Source organism: Frankia gtarii (genome assembly GCF_025403375.1).
GTDB classification, from domain to species: domain Bacteria; phylum Actinomycetota; class Actinomycetes; order Frankiales; family Frankiaceae; genus Frankia; species Frankia gtarii.
This window is the reverse complement of record NZ_JAMPTM010000151.1, coordinates 1-15,936: the sequence shown is the minus strand read 5'-3', so window position 1 is coordinate 15,936 and position 15,936 is coordinate 1. Positions and strand designations below refer to the sequence as shown.

Sequence of the window (15,936 nt, the reverse complement as noted above, 5' to 3'; positions counted from 1 at the left end):
GGGCGGTGTTGTCGAGTCGGGGTAATCAGGCGTTGGATGCCGCGGCTGGCCGGCAGGTTTCCGAGGACGTGTGGGTGGACCGCCGAGGCCAGATTCCCCGGGTCAGGGACATCGCCGATCCGGTGTTCGTCGGGGTGCATCGCGCGGCGCGGATGTCCTCGTCGGCGGGCAGTATGCCGACGTTCGTGCGACGTGATCGTAGTGACGCGTTGGAGGCGGCGCTCCGCCGCGGTGGTTTCGTCCTGGTGGTGGGGGACTCGACGGCAGGGAAGACGAGAGCCGCGTTCGAGGCGATGCGGGCATGCCTTCCCGATCATGCGTTCGTCTTCCCTGAACGCCGGCGTACGTCCATCCGCGGGGCGCTGGCTGCCGCGCGTGAGGAACGGCGGTTCGTCCTATGGCTGGATGATCTGGAGCGTTACCTGGGCCCGGGCGGGCTGTCGGTCCATCAGTTGGCCGAGTTTCTCGACCAGCCTGGTGGCCGGGCGGACGGGGTGGTGCTGGCGACGATGCGGGCTCAGGAGCACGCCCATTTTCGCGGGCGACCCGATGCTCCTGGGGAACGTGGCGGCGGTGAGGACGCGGTCGCGGGCCGGGAGGTTCTAGATCTTGCGACTGAGATCCGTCTGGCCCGCACGTGGACGTCCGTGGAACTCGTTCGCGCCGAGCAGCTTCGGGATGATCCAGAGATCGCCTCGGCGCTGGAGCACACCGACCGGTATGGCCTCGCGGAATACCTGGCGGCCGGGCCGGACCTGCTCAACCGGTGGCTGAACGGCTGGGCACCGGGCGAGCATCCGCGTGGTGCCGCGCTCGTGGCGGCGGCGGTGGATGCCGGACGGGCGGGCTGCCGGGCCGGAGTCCCGCTCGCGGTGCTGCAGGAGCTCCACGAGGGCTACCTGGCGGAGCGTGGCGGTGAACGGCTGCGCCCGGAGCCCTGGGAGCAGGCCGTCACCTGGGCGATGGAGACGATCCTGGCCACCGCGAGCCTGATCGCCCGCGACGGCACCGACCGCTACAGCGGGTTCGACTACCTCCTGGATGCGGTGGACCTCGACCCGCAGGCGGGTCGTGTCCCAGACGCCACGTGGACGACGCTGCTGCGTTGGGCCAGTCCCGAGGACGCGGCGAGCATCGGATGGGCCGCCTGGGGACGGGGACACCCCACCCAGGCGGCCACCGCCTTCCGCCAAGCATGCGACGGCGGCTACCTGCCCGCCGCGGCTGGCCTCGCTCACTGCCTGGGCTACTTGCTCCAGGAAAACGAGGCCGTCGACGTCCTGCGCGCAGCTGTCGAGGAGGCACAGCGCGACCCGACCCGGCTCGACCCTGCCGAGCTCTACAACCTGCGCAACGATTTTGCCTGGTGGGTAGGGAACGCCGGTCATATCGACGAGGCGCTTCGGCTTGCCGAACAGGAAGCCGCCGACACATCCGAGCTCTTCGGGTCGGTCCACCGGATCACCCTGGACAGCCGGCTCGTCCTGGCCCGTTGGGTCGGAAAGGCCGGCGACCCCCAGCGCGCGCTGCGGATCGCCCGCGACGTCGGCGCCGACTACCAGCGCGAGTTCGGCGACGACGACCCCATGAGCGCCTCCAGCCGCTTCGAGATAGCGATCTGGACCGATGCCGCCGGCGACAGGACCGGCGCGATACGACTCCTGCGGGACCTCGAGGCGGACTCCGCCCACAGATGGGGCGACCACGACAGGCTGACCATCGATGCCCGCAGCAACCTCGCCGCTCTGTATGCGGCACAGGGCGACGCCGCGACAGCGCTTCTCCTCGCCGAACAGGTCGCCGCCCACACGTCCGCAGCATTCGGCGACCGCCATCCCCAAACCCTGATGGCCCGCCTCGCCGTCGCCCGGCATACCGGCGATACCGGCCAGTCCGCCGCGGCACTGCGCATCGCCCAGGGGGCCGCCTCCATCGCGCACACCGACCTGGGAAACAGCCACCTCATCGCGCTCTCCAGCCGCTTTGAGATCGCTATCTGGACTGCCGAAACCGGCGACCCCGCCCGTGCCGTCGAGCTCTGGCAGATGCTCATCGCCGACGCCACCCGCCTGCTCGGACCCACCCACGGCCTGGTCCGAGACAGCGAGGCGAACCTCACCGAACTCCGCGAACAATCGGACGGCGGCGCGCCACCGGCATAATCGCCACGGTCTTGCCGTAGTGGCCGGCGATACGGGAGTTCCTGTGCACGGGCTCGCTGCCCGTCCGCACAGGGCCCGGCCTACGGAGGCGCGTGCGCCAGCCCCGGGGGCAGCCGAGCGGCAGAGAAGATCAGGATGTCAGGCAGATGCGGACCTCTGCGATGGCCTGCGCGGTGTTGTGGAAGAGCACGGCCTGCCAACCAGCTGCCCGGGCAGCCTCGACGGCTTCGGGGGCGTCGTCCAGGAACACCATGTCCCGCGGTGCGGCCGCCAATCGTTCGCAGGTGAGGGCGTAGATTCGCTGGTCGGGTTTGGCCAGTCCGACTTCATGGGAGTAGACGATCAGGTCGGTGATGTCCTCGAACCCGTAGCGTTCCTGCTCGCGCTCCCGGGCGCCGACGAAGCTGTTACTCAGGATCCCGGTCCGGTAGCGCGGCCGGAGTGCGCGGAACCACTCGAACAGCTCGACGTTCAACGTGCCCAGATACTCGTCCCACATCTGGGTCCAGAACCTGTCCAACTGATCCTGGGAAACGTCCAATCGCGTGCTGGTTGCGGCAACAACCTCGGCTTCGGAGATCGTCCCCAGCGAGCCGGCGCGGAAAACATCGGCCATCCGCCCGGCGACAGCACCTGCCGGCAGATTGGCCTCCTGCTCCCATCGTTGCAGCCAACCCGTCGGCGGCGCCACTTCGAGCACTCCACCTATGTCGAGGACGACGCAACGGGCAGTCATTGGTCCGCTCACCTCTCCCGCGGTCTCACGAGGTGTCAGGGTCTGATCACCCCTGGGTAGCGCTGTCGATGCTCGTCTCCACCGACATGCTCCGCTGGCACTCCGTGGGTGGGCAGAGGTTGCGCATCCGGGCAGCGGTGGGTTTAGGGCCGACCGGGCGCACCGGAGCGTGGCTGCTGCCCGTCGACCCCGACGCCTCCGCAGGGACCTGCGCGGCGCCCCGCGCGTGGCGACCAGGGTCGACCTTGCGTTGTCGTCGCCGACTCCCCGACGGCCGGGCGGACCGCCATGGCGCCACCGTGACCTCCATGGGGGCTGCAGGCATCGCTCCAATGCGGGGCATCGAGCACGCCGCGGGTGGCGAGAAGCTGGAACCCCAGGTCGAGACGTTCACCGATCTCGTCGCCGTGCCGCCGGGCCTATCGCTCCGGCGACGCCGTGGGCTGCTTGGAGATGGGAGGGGTCCCGCTTCAGCTGCGCAGGTGGGACAGTGCCGCTGCCTGTGCGGCCGGGTCGGCGAGGGTTTTGTGGTTGCAGGCCAGGGGGTGGAGGGCGGTGCGGGCGGCGATGTCCGGGTCCGGGTGCAGCGTGCCGCGTAGCACGGCCGTGAACCAGCCCAGCAGGAGGCCGCGGTCGTACTCGGCGGTGGATATCCGGGCTGTGGAGTCGTTGAGGGACCAGCTCGCTGTCGAGGACAGTCGTAGCCAGCGGCGTACTTCCCGTCCCAGTGGCGATGTCGCGGGCACGGTGGGGAATCGTCCGGCGGCGGCGTCGGCGAGCGCATCGGTGAGTCCTGGGGTGTCGGCGAGGTCGAGCAGGTCGGCGATGCGCTGCGTTTCCGCGATGGCGGTGGCGCGTTTGGCGGTCGGGGTCGCGGCGGTGACGGCCTGGTCGAGGGTGTTCCAGTAGGGGCTGCGTGAGGTCGGATCGGCGTGCAGGGCGTTGCCTTGCGGTGGGGTGCCGGTGAACCATGGGTCGAATTCCGCGGCGAGCATCGGGCCGGTCAGGGTTTTCCGTGACGGCGTGATGCCGGTGATGAGGCTGGCGAGCAGGATCGCGCGGGCGACTGGTTCGTCGGGCCTGTCAGTGTCGTCGTTGGGGTCGACGGGGAAGAGCAGCAGACGGTGCACCTTCGGTTACCGGTCTCGCCTTGGACGGCGTGGCTGCGAGCGAATTCGAAGCCGGTTTCTCAGCTCAAGTCAGCACTTGTGAATAAGGCTCGGTCTGGATCGCGAAGAAAATCGTTGCCTTGCGGAGGATTTCACGTTCCTCGCGGAGCTGCCGGTTCTCCTTCCGGAGCCGTTTCAACTCCTCACGTTCCGCGATGTTCAGCCCGTCGGCCCGCGCGTCTTCCTTCTGGTCGGCCTGGCGCACTCAGTTACGGATCGACGGCCCCGACGGGCCGTATTCCTTGACCAACGCCTCGGGCGGGCGGCCAGCCCGGACAAGCTCCATCATCTGCCGGCGGAACTCCTCCGTGTAATGCGGTTGTGATCTCGACACCTGTACTCCTCCCTGGGACCATTATCCCAAAGAGCCCAGGTGTGAACAGAATTGGGTCAACTTCACCGTCTGTGCGGTCCGGTGGTCAGCTGAGGGCGGTTTCGGGTGCACTCTTGATGAGACCTCATGCGAGCCTCGGCGGACATTCCGTGAACACGGCGTTTCCAGGGATGGTCTGATGACAGACTGTTACAGTGCGCTGTCGCGCTGCACTCGTCCCCGCCGAGCCGCCAGGAGGAAACTCGATGTTCTCGCTGCCTCGCCCCCCGCTGAGCCGCCAGCTGGCAAGGACCGTCGGACGGCTCGGGCTAAGGCCGCCGGTACTCCCTTCGGCGATCAGCCGGTTCCTGCCGAACATAGTCGAGCCGTTGGGCAAGGTACCGGTCGTGCGACGCTGGCTGAGCCAGTTGTTCATCAACTACTACGGCTACGCAGCCGCTCCCCGTCCGCTTGCTCTGACGCTTGGTAGTGACTACACGACCTGGCGGACGCTCACCGATCGCACCTACTCCGGGCGCCACCTCCCTCCGGCCACCCGGCAGCAGCAGGCGAAATGGCCCGCCGAGGCCGATGTCGTCGCGCTGTTCCGGCGAGATCGGGAAATCAAGTCGACAGACACCAGCGTGATGTTCATGTTCTTCGCGCAGTGGTTCACCGATAGTTTCCTGCGCACCAGCCGTGACGACTACCGGAGGAACACGTCGAACCACGAGATCGACCTGTGTCAGATCTACGGCCTTACCGAGGACAAGACGTCGCTGCTGCGCTCCGGCAGCGGCGGCCAGCTGAAGCATCAGTACATTGACGGCAAACAGTTCCCGGTCTTCCTTTTCGAGCGTCGGCAGCCGGGTGCGTCGCTCGTCGTCAAGTCGGAGTTCCAGGGCCTGCACGATGAGGAGTTCCTGATCGGGACGATCCTCGACGGTGTCTCGGAGAAACACAAGGACACGGTGTTCGCGGTCGGCCTCGAGCACGGTAACTCGACAATAGGTCAGACGATGATGAACGTCGTCTTTTTCCGCGAGCACAACCGGATCGCGGGCGTGCTGGAGGCAGAATACCCCGAGTGGGATGACGCCCGCCTGTTCGATACCACTCGTAACGTGATGATCGTCCTGACCCTGAAGCTCGTGGTCGAACAGTACATCAAGCACATCGGGCCATTCGACTTCCCGATCGAAGCGGTCCCGTTCCTCGCGGACGGTGAGCTCTGGAACCGCTCGAACTGGAGTGCCGTCGAGTTCAACCTGCTTTACCGCTGGCATCAGCTTGTACCGGATGTGATCGGCAGCGGGCCAGATCGCCTGGAACCAGGCGAGTTCCGTAACAACAACCCCTTGGTGCTCGACCGTGGAGTCGAGGGGCTGATGGCGCTGTGCTCTCGGGAGCGTGCGGGTAAGATCGGGCTCGGTAACACGCCGAGTTTCCTCGTTGATGGGTCCCGACCCGGATACCCCTCCATCGAGGAGCGGACAGTAGCGCTGATGCGCAAGGCTCGGCTGCGTTCCTACAACGAGTACCGGGAGGCGTTCGGCTTGCGGCGGCTGTCGGGTTTCGACCAGCTGACGAGCGATCCGCAGTTGCGCCGCCGTATCGAGAAGCTCTATACGCACATCGACGATCTGGAGTGGTACGTGGGGATCTTCGCGGAGGACTACCCCGACTACCTCATGATGGGCGAGCTGCTGACGACCATGGTGGCGCACGACGCGTTCACTCAGGCTCTCACGAACCCGCTACTGGCGCGCAACATCTTCAACGAGGCTACGTTCTCGCCCGCCGGCCTAAAGATCATCGGTGAAACGCACTCACTCGGGCAGATTGTCGCCCGCAATGCCACGCCATCGGACGAGGTCGTGGTCGAATTCAGATGTTAGCGCGCCAGCGAAAGCAGGCCCCGCGGCCGATGAGGGTTGCAGGCTTGCCGTCAGGTTTTCGCGTGTGGGGTGCCAGAACTGTGTTACCGGCATTGATCTGCACTCTTACGCGGCCCGCTCGTATTCGTTGATGAGGCCGCTGAGGACAAGTTGGCGTCTGATTCGTTCCTGCGAGGGGTCTGTTGCATCGGTGAGGTTCGTGGTCTCGGCGACTCCTACCCTTACCCTGCATGATCGATTCATGTGTCGGCGTGCCGTCCAGCCACCGGTTCCGGTCTCGGAGTTCGTCGGGTTCCGGTTCCCACCCAAGGTGATCGTCTTGGCCGTACCTACGTCAGGGTCGCCGGCCGGTGGACCTACCTGTACCGGGCGATCGACCAGGTCGGGCAGGTCATCGACGTCCTCGCCGCCGAACGGCGTGACCTGGCCACGGCCCGACGGTTCTTCACCCGAGCCCTGTCCCACAGCCGGAAACCGGCCGAGGTGACCACCGACCGGGCACCCGCCTATCCCCGTGTCCTCGAGGAACAACTGCCCACCGCCTGCCACGTCGACGTCGCCCGAGCGAACAACCGGATCGAATCCGACCACAGCCGGCTCAAAGCCCGGCTCCGCCCGATGCGCGGACTGAAACGCCTGCGCTCAGCCCAGACGATCAGCTCCGGACATGCGCTGATCCAGAACATCCGCCGCGGACACCACGAACTCGGCACTGACACCGACCCACGACTCCGACTGACGACCGCGTTCGCCGAGCTCACCCTCGCGATCTGATCACCGGCTCGGCAGGAACAGCCATGCCTAACCACCCACAATGCAACAGACCCCCTTTCTGGGCTCGGCGTTGGAGCACGGGGCGGGGGAGAGGATGCAGGGCCTTTTCCTCGAGGGGTACTTCTTTTCGAACGTGCTGTACGGGTCTGAAGTTTCGCCATTGGGAGTGTGCTGAATCGACTCATCCAAGATTTTCGTAGCCGGTGATCGTCGGCGCTGACGAGGCGTGACTTCGCGCTCGTGCGGCGGGGTGCTGGGGCATGGCCGACGAGGTGTTGGTCGTGCTGCTTGCTCGACTCAGGCCCGTGGTCGTCGAGTCGGTCGCGGTCGTCGACGGCGTGTTGGTCATCACCGCCCGTACCCGGGGCGGTGATGCTAGAGACGTGTCGCAGTCCGGATGAGGTCGGCGACGGCTCTGGACCGGCTGTGCGGTGGCCAGGCGATCACGGTGGTGACTGTCGGCGCGTCCAGCACGGGCACGGCGGCGAGGTCCCCGTGCAGTTGGGCTCGGCACGACTCCGGTGAGATCGTGCAAGCGCGGCCGAGCGCGATCAGCTGCAGTAACTGCGCGTGGTCGCGGACCTGCGGGCCGGGGCCGGGCGGGTAGACGCCGTCGGGGTCGGGCCAGCGTGGCAGGGGCAGGCCTGGCAGCGCGGTGATGTCGGCCATGTGCACGTGGGCCCGGACGGTGAGCGGATGCCCGGCCGGCAGGACCACAACCTGGCTCTCCGTGCTGAGCTCCGCGGTGTGGAACCCGGCCGTCGAGTCGAACGGCCGGTGCAGTAGCGCCACGTCGGCCCGGCCCTCGCGCAGGAGTCGTTCCTGCTCGGCCGGGCCGCACAGGGTGACGTCGACGGGGACCGCGCCGGGTTCGGCGGCGTAGGCGTCGAGCAGTTTCGCCAGCAGTTCGCTGGACGCGCCGGCTTTCGTGGCCAGGACCAGGCCGGGACGGCCGGTCGCGGCGAGGGCGGCGCGGCGGGTCCGGCGGTCGGCGGCGTCGACCGCGTCGAGGGCCGCCCGGCCCTCGGCCAGCAGCACCGAGCCGGCCTCGGTCAGCGTGACGGTGCGGCTGGTCCGGTCCAGGAGTGCTGCCCCGAGCCGGCGTTCGAGCTGCTGGATCGCCCGTGACAAAGGCGGCTGTGCGATCCCGAGCCGCTGCGCGGCGCGCCCGAAGTGCAGCTCTTCAGCGACAGCGACGAAGTATCGCAGTTCCCGGGTCTCCACGCAGCCACGCTATCCCGGGATCGATACCTGGGCGGTATCGTTGGCCACCTGATCGGTGTTGGACCCCTCGCCAGGGTCCGGGTCAGCATTGACCCCATGAGTGAACCGACGATTGCGCTGGTCACCGGCGCGAACAAGGGAATCGGGTACGAGATCGCCGCGGGCCTGGGTGCCCTCGGCTGGAGCGTCGGCGTCGGCGCCCGCGACGATCAGCGCCGGGAGGCCGCGGTGGAGAAGCTGCGCGCGGCCGGCGTTGACGCGTTCGGTGTACCGCTGGACGTGACCGACGACGCGAGCGCGACCGCCGCCGCACGGCTGATCGAGGAGCAGGCCGGGCGCCTCGACGTGCTCGTCAACAACGCCGGCATCACTGGTGGTATGCCGCAGGAGCCCACCCGGGTCGATTTGGCCACCATCCGGACGGTCGTGGAGACCAACGTGATCGGCGTCATTCGCGTCACCAACGCGATGATGCCGCTGCTGCGCCGCTCTGCCTCGCCGCGGATCGTGAACATGTCCAGCAGTGTCGGCTCCCTTACCCGGCAGTCAGGAACCGCTGGTGAGCAGACGACGGGTCCGGTGGCCGTGGCGTACGCGCCGTCGAAGACGTTCCTGAACGCCGTCACCCTCCAGTACGCCCGGGAGCTGAGCGGTACGAACATCCTGATCAACGCCGGCTGCCCCGGCTTCGTCGCGACCGACCTCAACGGCTTCCGCGGCGTGCGCACCCCCGAACAGGGCGCGGCGATCGCCATCAAACTCGCGACCCTGCCCGACGACGGCCCGACCGGCACGTTCTTCGAGGACGCTGGCGTAGTGCCCTGGTGATGTGCACGCCGGAGGAACACTCGGGTCGGCGAAGCCGAAACCGGGCGTTCCCGCCCGCATCCCCGCCGTCGGCCTTGTGAACCGGCGGCATGCCCCTGAAGAGGATCAACATCATGAGCGAGTCGACTCCGAATGACGTCGTCAGCGCGCCCACTGCTGTCCTCTCGTTCAGTCCGGTGGTGCTGTCGGCTCCGAGCCGAGCCGTGGACCTGCAGGTCAAGGTTTCCGCGCCCGCGACGGGAACCGAGCTGCCGATCATCCTGCTCTCGCACGGCCATGGCAGGTCGAACCACCTCTCCTCGCTGAACGGTTACGCCCCGCTCGCCGACTTCTGGGCAGCGCACGGCTTCGTCATGATCCAGCCCACCCATCTGAGCTCGAAGACGCTGGCCCGCAGCGTGGATCCCGACGATCCCGAGGCGCCGCTGTTCTGGCGCACACGGGCTCAGGACATGACGCGGATCCTCGACCAGCTCGACGTGATCGAAGCCACCGTCCCGCAGCTGCAGGGGCGCCTGGACCGCAGCAAGGTTGCCGTAGTCGGGCACTCGTTGGGCGGGCAGACCGCGAGCATGCTGCTGGGCGCGCGGCTGACCGATCCCCAGGACGGAACGGAAGTGAACCTGGCCGATCCCCGGATCAAGGCGGGGGTGCTGCTCGCCGCGCCCGGCCGAGGCGGCGATGCCCTCAGCGAGGCCGCGGCCAAGAACTTTCCGTTCTTCTCGACCATGGACTTCTCCGCGATGGCCGCACCTGCGCTCGTGGTCGCCGGCGATAAGGACGTCTCGCCTCATCTGACGGTTCAAGGCTGGGAATGGCACGCTGACCCTTATCACCTCGCTCCCGGCCCCAAGTCCCTGCTCACCCTGTTCGACGCAGGGCACATGCTCGGCGGGATCTCCGGATATGACGCCGCCGAGACCACGGACGAGAACCCCGAGCGGGTGACCGCAATCCAGCAGCTGACCTGGGCCTACCTGCGCACCGAGCTCTATCCCGCAGATTCTGCCTGGCAGGCAGCGTGTGACGCGCTGACCGCCGGAGACAACTCGCTCGGCCGGGTCGAATCCAAGTAGGCCCCACGAAACCCATCCGCCCGTCGGACCAGCAGCATGAAAACGATGCTCTTCCCCAAAATGGTCATTGCGCGGGCCGTCTTGAGCTGCTGGACATGGCAGGTAAAGGCGCCGCGGCTCAAAGCGAGTCCTCCAGCGAGCATGCTCATGAACAGTCCTGCCAAGACCTGGCCCAGGTAGGCGGAGATCCCCGAAATCCGGGTGGGTTAGCCCCATGCGGGCGCGCAGGTTTCTGTTGACGACCTGCTGGTTGAACGTGGCTGCCGCGAGCAGCACCGTGCAGACGCCGCCCCGGGCATCGTCCGGTATGGGTGTCCTGTCAGTCAGTGCGGTTCGGCATCGAATTAATACATCTATCGCTCATGTTATCTGGGCCCAAACTGTCAGGAGACAGTTGTGCACATCGCGATCATCGGCAAGGGGAAAGTGGGCTCTGCGCTGGGAGCACGGCTCGCGTCCGCCGGCCACGAGGTGGCCTACGGCTCACGTACCCCCGAGGACCGCACCGGGTCGGTCAGTCAGACGGATGCCGTCCAGGGCGCCGAGCTGGTCATCATCGCCATCCCTGGCACTGCTGTCCTTTCTACGTTGGAGGGGATCGGGGAGGATGTCCTCGCCGATCGGATCGTGCTGGACGTGTCGGCCGCCTTCACGCCGGACATGGCGCTGGCCTACCCCAACGACAGCGTCGCCCGGCGGGTGCAGACGCGCTTCCCCCGGGCCCGGGTCGTCAAGTCCCTGAACACCATGAACGTCTCGATCATGGTGGACCCGCTGGCCTCGCTCTCGCAGGCAACGGTGTTCGTCAGCGGTGAGAACCAGGACGCCAAGGCGGCCGTCAAGGAGTTGCTGGCCGACCTGGGCTGGACCACGGAGAGCATCCTCGACCTCGGGGGCGTGGCCAGTGCGACAGCCACCGAGCACGCCGCGCCGTTGTTCTTCGCGACCTACATGGCCTTGCAGACGATGCGGTTCAACATCGCCATCACGCGCTGACAGCAGTCGCGTCGGGCGGTACCGCCCGCTACCCAGTGAGTCCCCGCCGTAGCCACGATCCGGTGAAGCGCAGCCTGGAGCCCAACCCGTGGGCGACGCAGCGCCACCAGCAGCGATTATCCCTCAGCGCCGAGTCGCTCGTCAGGAAAGCATCACTCGGCGAGGCCCACCGTCGGGACGCACTCGGCACGGCTCTGACGCTGGGACGAAGGTCAAAGACCGAAACGAAAGGACTGATGCTGCATGCCGCAAACACCCCGGCCCAGCTTCGGGATCATGACCGCCCCGATGCAGATCGGCTACCACGACATCCTGCGGGTTTGGCGCGAGGCGGACGAGATCGCCGAGATCGAGCACGCGTGGCTGTTCGACCACCTCATGCCGATCGGCGGCGACCCGGACGGGTCGTCCTACGAAGGCTGGACCCTGCTCTCGGCCCTCGCCGCCCAGACCCGGCGACTGCGCCTCGGCCTGCTCGTTACCAGCAACCGCATCCGCCCACCCGCGATGCTGGCCAAGATCGCCACGACTGTCGACACCGTCTCCGGTGGACGTCTCGACTTCGGCATCGGCGCCGGCTCACGACCGGACCAGCCCTTGGCTCGGCGGGAGTACGAGGCGCACGGCCTGCCCTTCCATGACGCCGCTCACGCCGTGGGCAGCCTCGCCGAGGCGTGCACGGTTATCCGGCGGTTGTGGACCGAGCCCGAACCCTTCGACTTCCACGGCACCTACCACCGTCTCACCGATGCGTTCGGCAATCCGAAGCCTGTCCAGCGTCCCCACCCGCCGATCCTCATCGGCGGCCGTTCGGCCGCCGTGCTGCGCATCGCTGCCGAGCACGCTGACCTGTGGAACATCCCGGGCGGCGACATCGACGACGTCGTCAGCCGCAGCGCGCTGCTGGACCGCTACTGCGCCGAGATCGGGCGCGACCCTGCCGCCATCACCCGCTCGATCCACCTGCCGGTCTCCTACGACCAGCCCGGCACGACCCGGGACGCAGTCGGCAAGGCGATCGACGCAGGCTTCCAGCACGTCGTTCTCGGCCTGCCGGCGCCCTACCCCGCCGGTGCCGCCCAGTGGGTCGCCGACGAACTCATCACCACGCGGATCTAAGACACCAGGCGAAGCACAGAACTGACCGGGGTGGGCCTTGATGCCGGTGACCGTACCGTCGTCCCTGCTGATCGTTCTGGAGGTCCTGCGGCCGTGCTTCACCGCGCCCTCGTTCGCGACGATGGCGGCGCTGGTCACCGTAGCGGTGGACGACGACGATACCCTCATCCACCGCTACGGCAGACACGTCCATGGCGCGAAGTACCAGCACGACGGCTCCGCCAAGGGACGCGACGGCATCGGGCGCGGCAACTGCTTCGTGATCGTCGGCACCGTGGTGGCGGTGCCGTTCATGGCCCGCCGGGTCTGCCTGCCGGTCCTGTTCCGCCTGCACATCCCCAGGACCAGTACCTCCAAGACCGAGCAGGCCCGCGCCATGGTCGACCTCCTCGCCCAGACGCTGCCCGGACGCACGATCCACGTGGTGGGCGACGCTCTGTACCGCGGGCCCGCTTGGCGCGGCCTTCCCCAACGGGTCACCTTCACCACCCGGCTTGCCGCCAACGCGGTCCTGTACGCACCCGAACCGCCGCGCACCGGCAAGCGCGGACACCCCCGCCTGGAAGGGCGAACGTCTGGGCACCGCCACCGAGATGGCCGCCACCGCGACGTGGACCCGTACCAGGGTGACCCGCTACGGGGTGACCGAGGCCGTGGACCTCGCGGTGATCACCTGTCTGTGGTGGGGCAGCCTGCACCGCACCCCTGTCCGTGTGGTCCTGGTCCGCGACCTGGACGAGGCCCGGCCCTACACCCTGGCCCTGGCCACCACCGACCTCACCACCCGCCGCCACGAAGCCCCCTGGTACCGCCACAAGCGCCACGTCTCCATCCAGGACATGATCGCCGCGTTCCGGCGCACCCGGATAACCGATATCACCGCAGCCCAGGACACATTCACCCTATTCGGCCCCAGTCACCCGACCAGCCAACCTATCGCCGCGTAATGGCGAAACTTCAGGTGGTTTACAGGCCGCAGGGATGGGCGGTGACCCCGAGGGCGTGGACGGTGCGAGAGCCGACCTTCAGGGCGAAGAAGTAGAACAGGCGCCGCAGCGTCATGGCGCAGTCCACGTGGAAGAAGTCGACGGCCAGCATGGTCGATGCCTGGGTGCGTAGGAACTGCCGCCATGTGGTGTCGGTCTGGCGTTTCGGTGCTGGGAGCAGCCCGAGGGTCTTCAGGATCCGGCGGATGGTGGAGGCGCTGACCTGGTGGCCGAGTTTGAGGAGTTCGCCTTGGATCCGCTGGTAGCCCCATGTCGTGTTCTCGGTCGCGAGCCGTTCGATAGGACGGTCCCCGGGGGTGATCAGTCGGTGGGCTCACAACGTTCTGGGCAGGAGTCGGATCAGTGCGGCGAGGACCGCCCGGTCTGCCCAGTCCCATCGGGGCTTGGGCTGGGTGCGGCGCAGCACCGCGACCTCGTGCCGCAGCACGAGCAGCTCGATGTCCTTCGACGCCGACGAACGGCCGAGGAGGACCAGCCACCCGGACACCCGAACGAAGATCAGGTAGAGCAGGCGTTCCCGCCAGCGAGCACGACCGCAGGAAGTCGGTCACCGTGCCCGTCCTCTGGTTCGCCGTGCCGTTGCCGCATGTCAACGTGCAGGTCCGAACGACTGCGAGCTGCCACCCAAATGGCGCAGGCCAGGACCAGTACTTCGTATGCCACTGCCAGACGCGAGCCAGCCGTCTCGGCCGGGCGCGGTCGCCTGGCCCCGGCAGGGCTTGTCAGCGATATCCACGGACAAACCGTCCCTGAATCCGGATGCGGTAATCCGGCAGGCTGAAGAAGCCAGCGGAAATCACCGCAGCAGGCTGAGGAGAGGCGCTGACAGAGATGCCCAGGACCAACTACGAGATCCCCGACCAGGCCGGGAAGCTGGCCGTCGTCACCGGCGCGAGCGACGGGCTGGGGCTGCAGATCGCCACCAGGCTCGCCGCGGCCGGAGCCGACCTGGTGCTGCCGGTCCGCAACCCGGGCAAGGGAGCGGCCGCGGTCGAGCGCATCCGCGCCGCCGCGCCGCGTGCCCAGGTTGCCACGATGGACCTCGACCTCGCGTCCCTGGAGTCGGTCGGTGCGTGCACCGACAGACTCCTCGCAGACGGACGACCGGTCGACATCCTGATCAACAACGCCGGGGTGATGACCCCGCCGACGCGCCACGAGACCCGGGACGGGTTCGAGCTGCAGTTCGGAACCAACTTCCTGGGCCACTTCGCACTGACCTCCCGCATCCTCCCGTTGCTGCGCGAAGGATCCGCGCAGGTGACGACACTGTCCGCACTCGCTGCCCGCTCCGGCTCCTTCCAGTGGGAGGACCTGCAGTACCAGCACAAGTACGAGGCGATGAAGGCCTACGGCCAGTCCAAACTGGCCGAGATGCTGTTCGCGCTGGAGCTGGACCGGCGCAGCCGTGCGGCCGGCTGGGGCATCGCGTCGAACACGGCGCACCCGGGCCTGACGGTGACCAACCTGCAGACCTCGGGCTGGAACCTGGGCAGCGCCAAGACGAGCATGCGCACCCGGGTGTTCCGTACGGCCCCGACGCTCATGCCGTTCCTGGTGCAGCGGCCCGAGAGCGGTGCGCTGCCGGCGCTGTACGCGGCGACCAGCCCCGACGCGCGGGGCGGGCTGTTCTACGGCCCCGACGGCTTCGCCCACCTGACCGGCGGACCGGCGGAGCAGAAGCTCTACCGCACTGCCGAGGACCGTGAGGCGGCGAGCCGGATCTGGGCCGAGGGCGAGAAGCTGGCCAAGGTCGCCTTCCCGGCAGTCCCCGCGGCGCGCTGAGATGGACCGCAACCAACTCGCCGGCTTCCTGCGCACCCGCCGGGAAGCGCTGCAGCCCGAGGACGTGGGGCTGCCCCGAGGGCAGCGCCGGCGCACCAGCGGGCTGCGCCGCGAGGAGGTCGCGGCACTGTGCGGCATGTCGGCCGACTACTACAGCCGCATCGAGCAGCAGCGCGGCCCGCGCCCCTCGGAGCCGATGCTGGCCGCCATCGCCCGCGGCCTGCACCTGTCCCTGGACGAGCGCGACCACCTGTTCCGCCTCGCGGGACACCCCGCGCCCGGCCGCGACCTGCGCGCGCACCATGTCGACACCGGCCTGATGCACGTGCTCGACCGGCTGCAGGACACCCCGGCCCAGGTCGTCACCAGCCTCGGCGAGACCCTGCTGCAGACCCCGCCGGCCGTGGCACTGCTGGGTGACGAGACCGCCTACACCGGGCTGGAGCGCAGCATGATCTACCGCTGGTTCACCCGGCCCGAGACCCGCCTGATCTACCCGGACGAGGACCACGCCCTGCACAGCCGGGCCTTCACCGCCGACCTTCGCTCCCTGGTCGCCCATAAGGGCCCCAGGAGCCGCGGTGCAGCCATGTCCCGCGAGCTGCTCGACGTCAGCCGCGAGTTCGCCGAACTGTGGAGCGAGCACGAGATCACCGGCTCGCGCGGCCACCACAAGCGCATCCGCAACGCCGAACTGGGCCTGCTGGACGTCTACTGCCAGATGCTCTTCGACCTCGACCAGAACCAGGCCCTGCTGATCTTCACCGCCACGCCCGGCAGTGAGAGCCACGACAAGCTCCAACTGCTGTCGGTGATAGGCGCGCAGAAGCTCCCCTCGGCCCCCTGACC

At 67.9% G+C, this 15,936-nt stretch carries 14 protein-coding genes and 4 pseudogenes; 12 read left to right on the top strand and 6 right to left on the bottom strand.

Translation table 11 applies throughout. The features are described 5' to 3' along the window. The coding region (locus tag NBZ83_RS20310) for a tetratricopeptide repeat protein (protein ID WP_261575589.1) at positions 1–2,162 on the top strand (2,162 nt) is incomplete at its 5' end. Positions 2,163–2,292: 130 nt separating this feature from the next. Here NBZ83_RS20310 and NBZ83_RS33400 read toward each other — a convergent pair. From NBZ83_RS33400 to NBZ83_RS20290, 4 genes and pseudogenes are all read right to left on the bottom strand, one after another. Beyond that, on the bottom strand, positions 2,293–2,862 hold the full coding sequence (locus NBZ83_RS33400) for an HAD-IA family hydrolase (protein ID WP_261570087.1): 570 nt from the start codon (positions 2,860–2,862) through the stop codon (positions 2,293–2,295). Between the two features lie 506 nt (positions 2,863–3,368). After that, the gene (locus NBZ83_RS20300; RefSeq protein ID WP_261570085.1) at positions 3,369–4,028 is read right to left on the bottom strand and encodes a hypothetical protein; all 660 of its coding nucleotides are present in this window, start codon (positions 4,026–4,028) and stop codon (positions 3,369–3,371) included. A 103-nt stretch (positions 4,029–4,131) separates the two neighbouring features. Continuing rightward, a pseudogene (locus NBZ83_RS20295) lies at positions 4,132–4,263 on the bottom strand (IS3 family transposase); the annotation flags it as partial. A gap of 9 nt (positions 4,264–4,272) precedes the next feature. Continuing rightward, positions 4,273–4,401, bottom strand: a complete 129-nt coding sequence (locus NBZ83_RS20290; RefSeq protein ID WP_261570083.1) for a hypothetical protein — start codon at positions 4,399–4,401, stop codon at positions 4,273–4,275. A 245-nt stretch (positions 4,402–4,646) separates the two neighbouring features. On the opposite strand from NBZ83_RS20290, the gene NBZ83_RS20285 reads away from it, so the two are divergent. The 3 genes and pseudogenes from NBZ83_RS20285 to NBZ83_RS20275 all read left to right on the top strand — a co-directional run bounded on the left by NBZ83_RS20285 (position 4,647) and on the right by NBZ83_RS20275 (position 7,453). After that, complete coding sequence (locus NBZ83_RS20285; protein WP_261570081.1) at positions 4,647–6,278, top strand: peroxidase family protein; 1,632 nt, start codon at positions 4,647–4,649, stop codon at positions 6,276–6,278. Positions 6,279–6,519: 241 nt separating this feature from the next. After that, a pseudogene (locus NBZ83_RS20280) lies at positions 6,520–7,052 on the top strand (transposase). A gap of 260 nt (positions 7,053–7,312) precedes the next feature. Then, positions 7,313–7,453, top strand: a complete 141-nt coding sequence (locus NBZ83_RS20275) for a hypothetical protein (protein ID WP_261570080.1) — start codon at positions 7,313–7,315, stop codon at positions 7,451–7,453. Here NBZ83_RS20275 and NBZ83_RS20270 read toward each other — a convergent pair. Beyond that, positions 7,428–8,276, bottom strand: a complete 849-nt coding sequence (locus NBZ83_RS20270) for a LysR family transcriptional regulator (protein WP_261570078.1) — start codon at positions 8,274–8,276, stop codon at positions 7,428–7,430. The two genes, NBZ83_RS20275 and NBZ83_RS20270, sit on opposite strands and share 26 nt — an antisense overlap. A 96-nt stretch (positions 8,277–8,372) precedes the next feature. On the opposite strand from NBZ83_RS20270, the gene NBZ83_RS20265 reads away from it, so the two are divergent. From NBZ83_RS20265 to NBZ83_RS20245, 6 genes and pseudogenes are all read left to right on the top strand, one after another. Next, positions 8,373–9,104, top strand: a complete 732-nt coding sequence (locus NBZ83_RS20265; protein ID WP_261570070.1) for an SDR family NAD(P)-dependent oxidoreductase — start codon at positions 8,373–8,375, stop codon at positions 9,102–9,104. Between the two features lie 113 nt (positions 9,105–9,217). Further along, the gene (locus tag NBZ83_RS20260; RefSeq protein WP_261570068.1) at positions 9,218–10,180 is read left to right on the top strand and encodes an alpha/beta hydrolase family protein; all 963 of its coding nucleotides are present in this window, start codon (positions 9,218–9,220) and stop codon (positions 10,178–10,180) included. Between the two features lie 396 nt (positions 10,181–10,576). Continuing rightward, positions 10,577–11,176 (top strand): NADPH-dependent F420 reductase, encoded by a 600-nt coding sequence (locus NBZ83_RS20255; RefSeq protein WP_438803250.1) that lies wholly within the window; start codon positions 10,577–10,579, stop codon positions 11,174–11,176. A gap of 243 nt (positions 11,177–11,419) precedes the next feature. Further along, positions 11,420–12,295, top strand: a complete 876-nt coding sequence (locus tag NBZ83_RS20250; protein ID WP_261570067.1) for an LLM class flavin-dependent oxidoreductase — start codon at positions 11,420–11,422, stop codon at positions 12,293–12,295. 40 nt (positions 12,296–12,335) lie between these two features. Further along, positions 12,336–12,860 (top strand): annotated as a pseudogene (locus tag NBZ83_RS33920) (transposase); the annotation flags it as partial. 28 nt (positions 12,861–12,888) lie between these two features. Next, positions 12,889–13,242: a hypothetical protein gene (locus NBZ83_RS20245; RefSeq protein WP_261570066.1), complete on the top strand. Its 354-nt coding sequence runs from the start codon at positions 12,889–12,891 to the stop codon at positions 13,240–13,242. Between the two features lie 25 nt (positions 13,243–13,267). Here NBZ83_RS20245 and NBZ83_RS20240 read toward each other — a convergent pair. Next, a pseudogene (locus NBZ83_RS20240) lies at positions 13,268–13,789 on the bottom strand (IS3 family transposase); the annotation flags it as partial. 344 nt (positions 13,790–14,133) lie between these two features. Between NBZ83_RS20240 and NBZ83_RS20235 the strand changes: the two are divergent. Next, positions 14,134–15,087, top strand: a complete 954-nt coding sequence (locus NBZ83_RS20235) for an SDR family oxidoreductase (RefSeq protein WP_261570064.1) — start codon at positions 14,134–14,136, stop codon at positions 15,085–15,087. A gap of 1 nt (position 15,088) precedes the next feature. Then, complete coding sequence (locus tag NBZ83_RS20230; protein ID WP_261575588.1) at positions 15,089–15,934, top strand: helix-turn-helix transcriptional regulator; 846 nt, start codon at positions 15,089–15,091, stop codon at positions 15,932–15,934. The last annotated feature ends 2 nt before the right edge of the window (positions 15,935–15,936 follow it).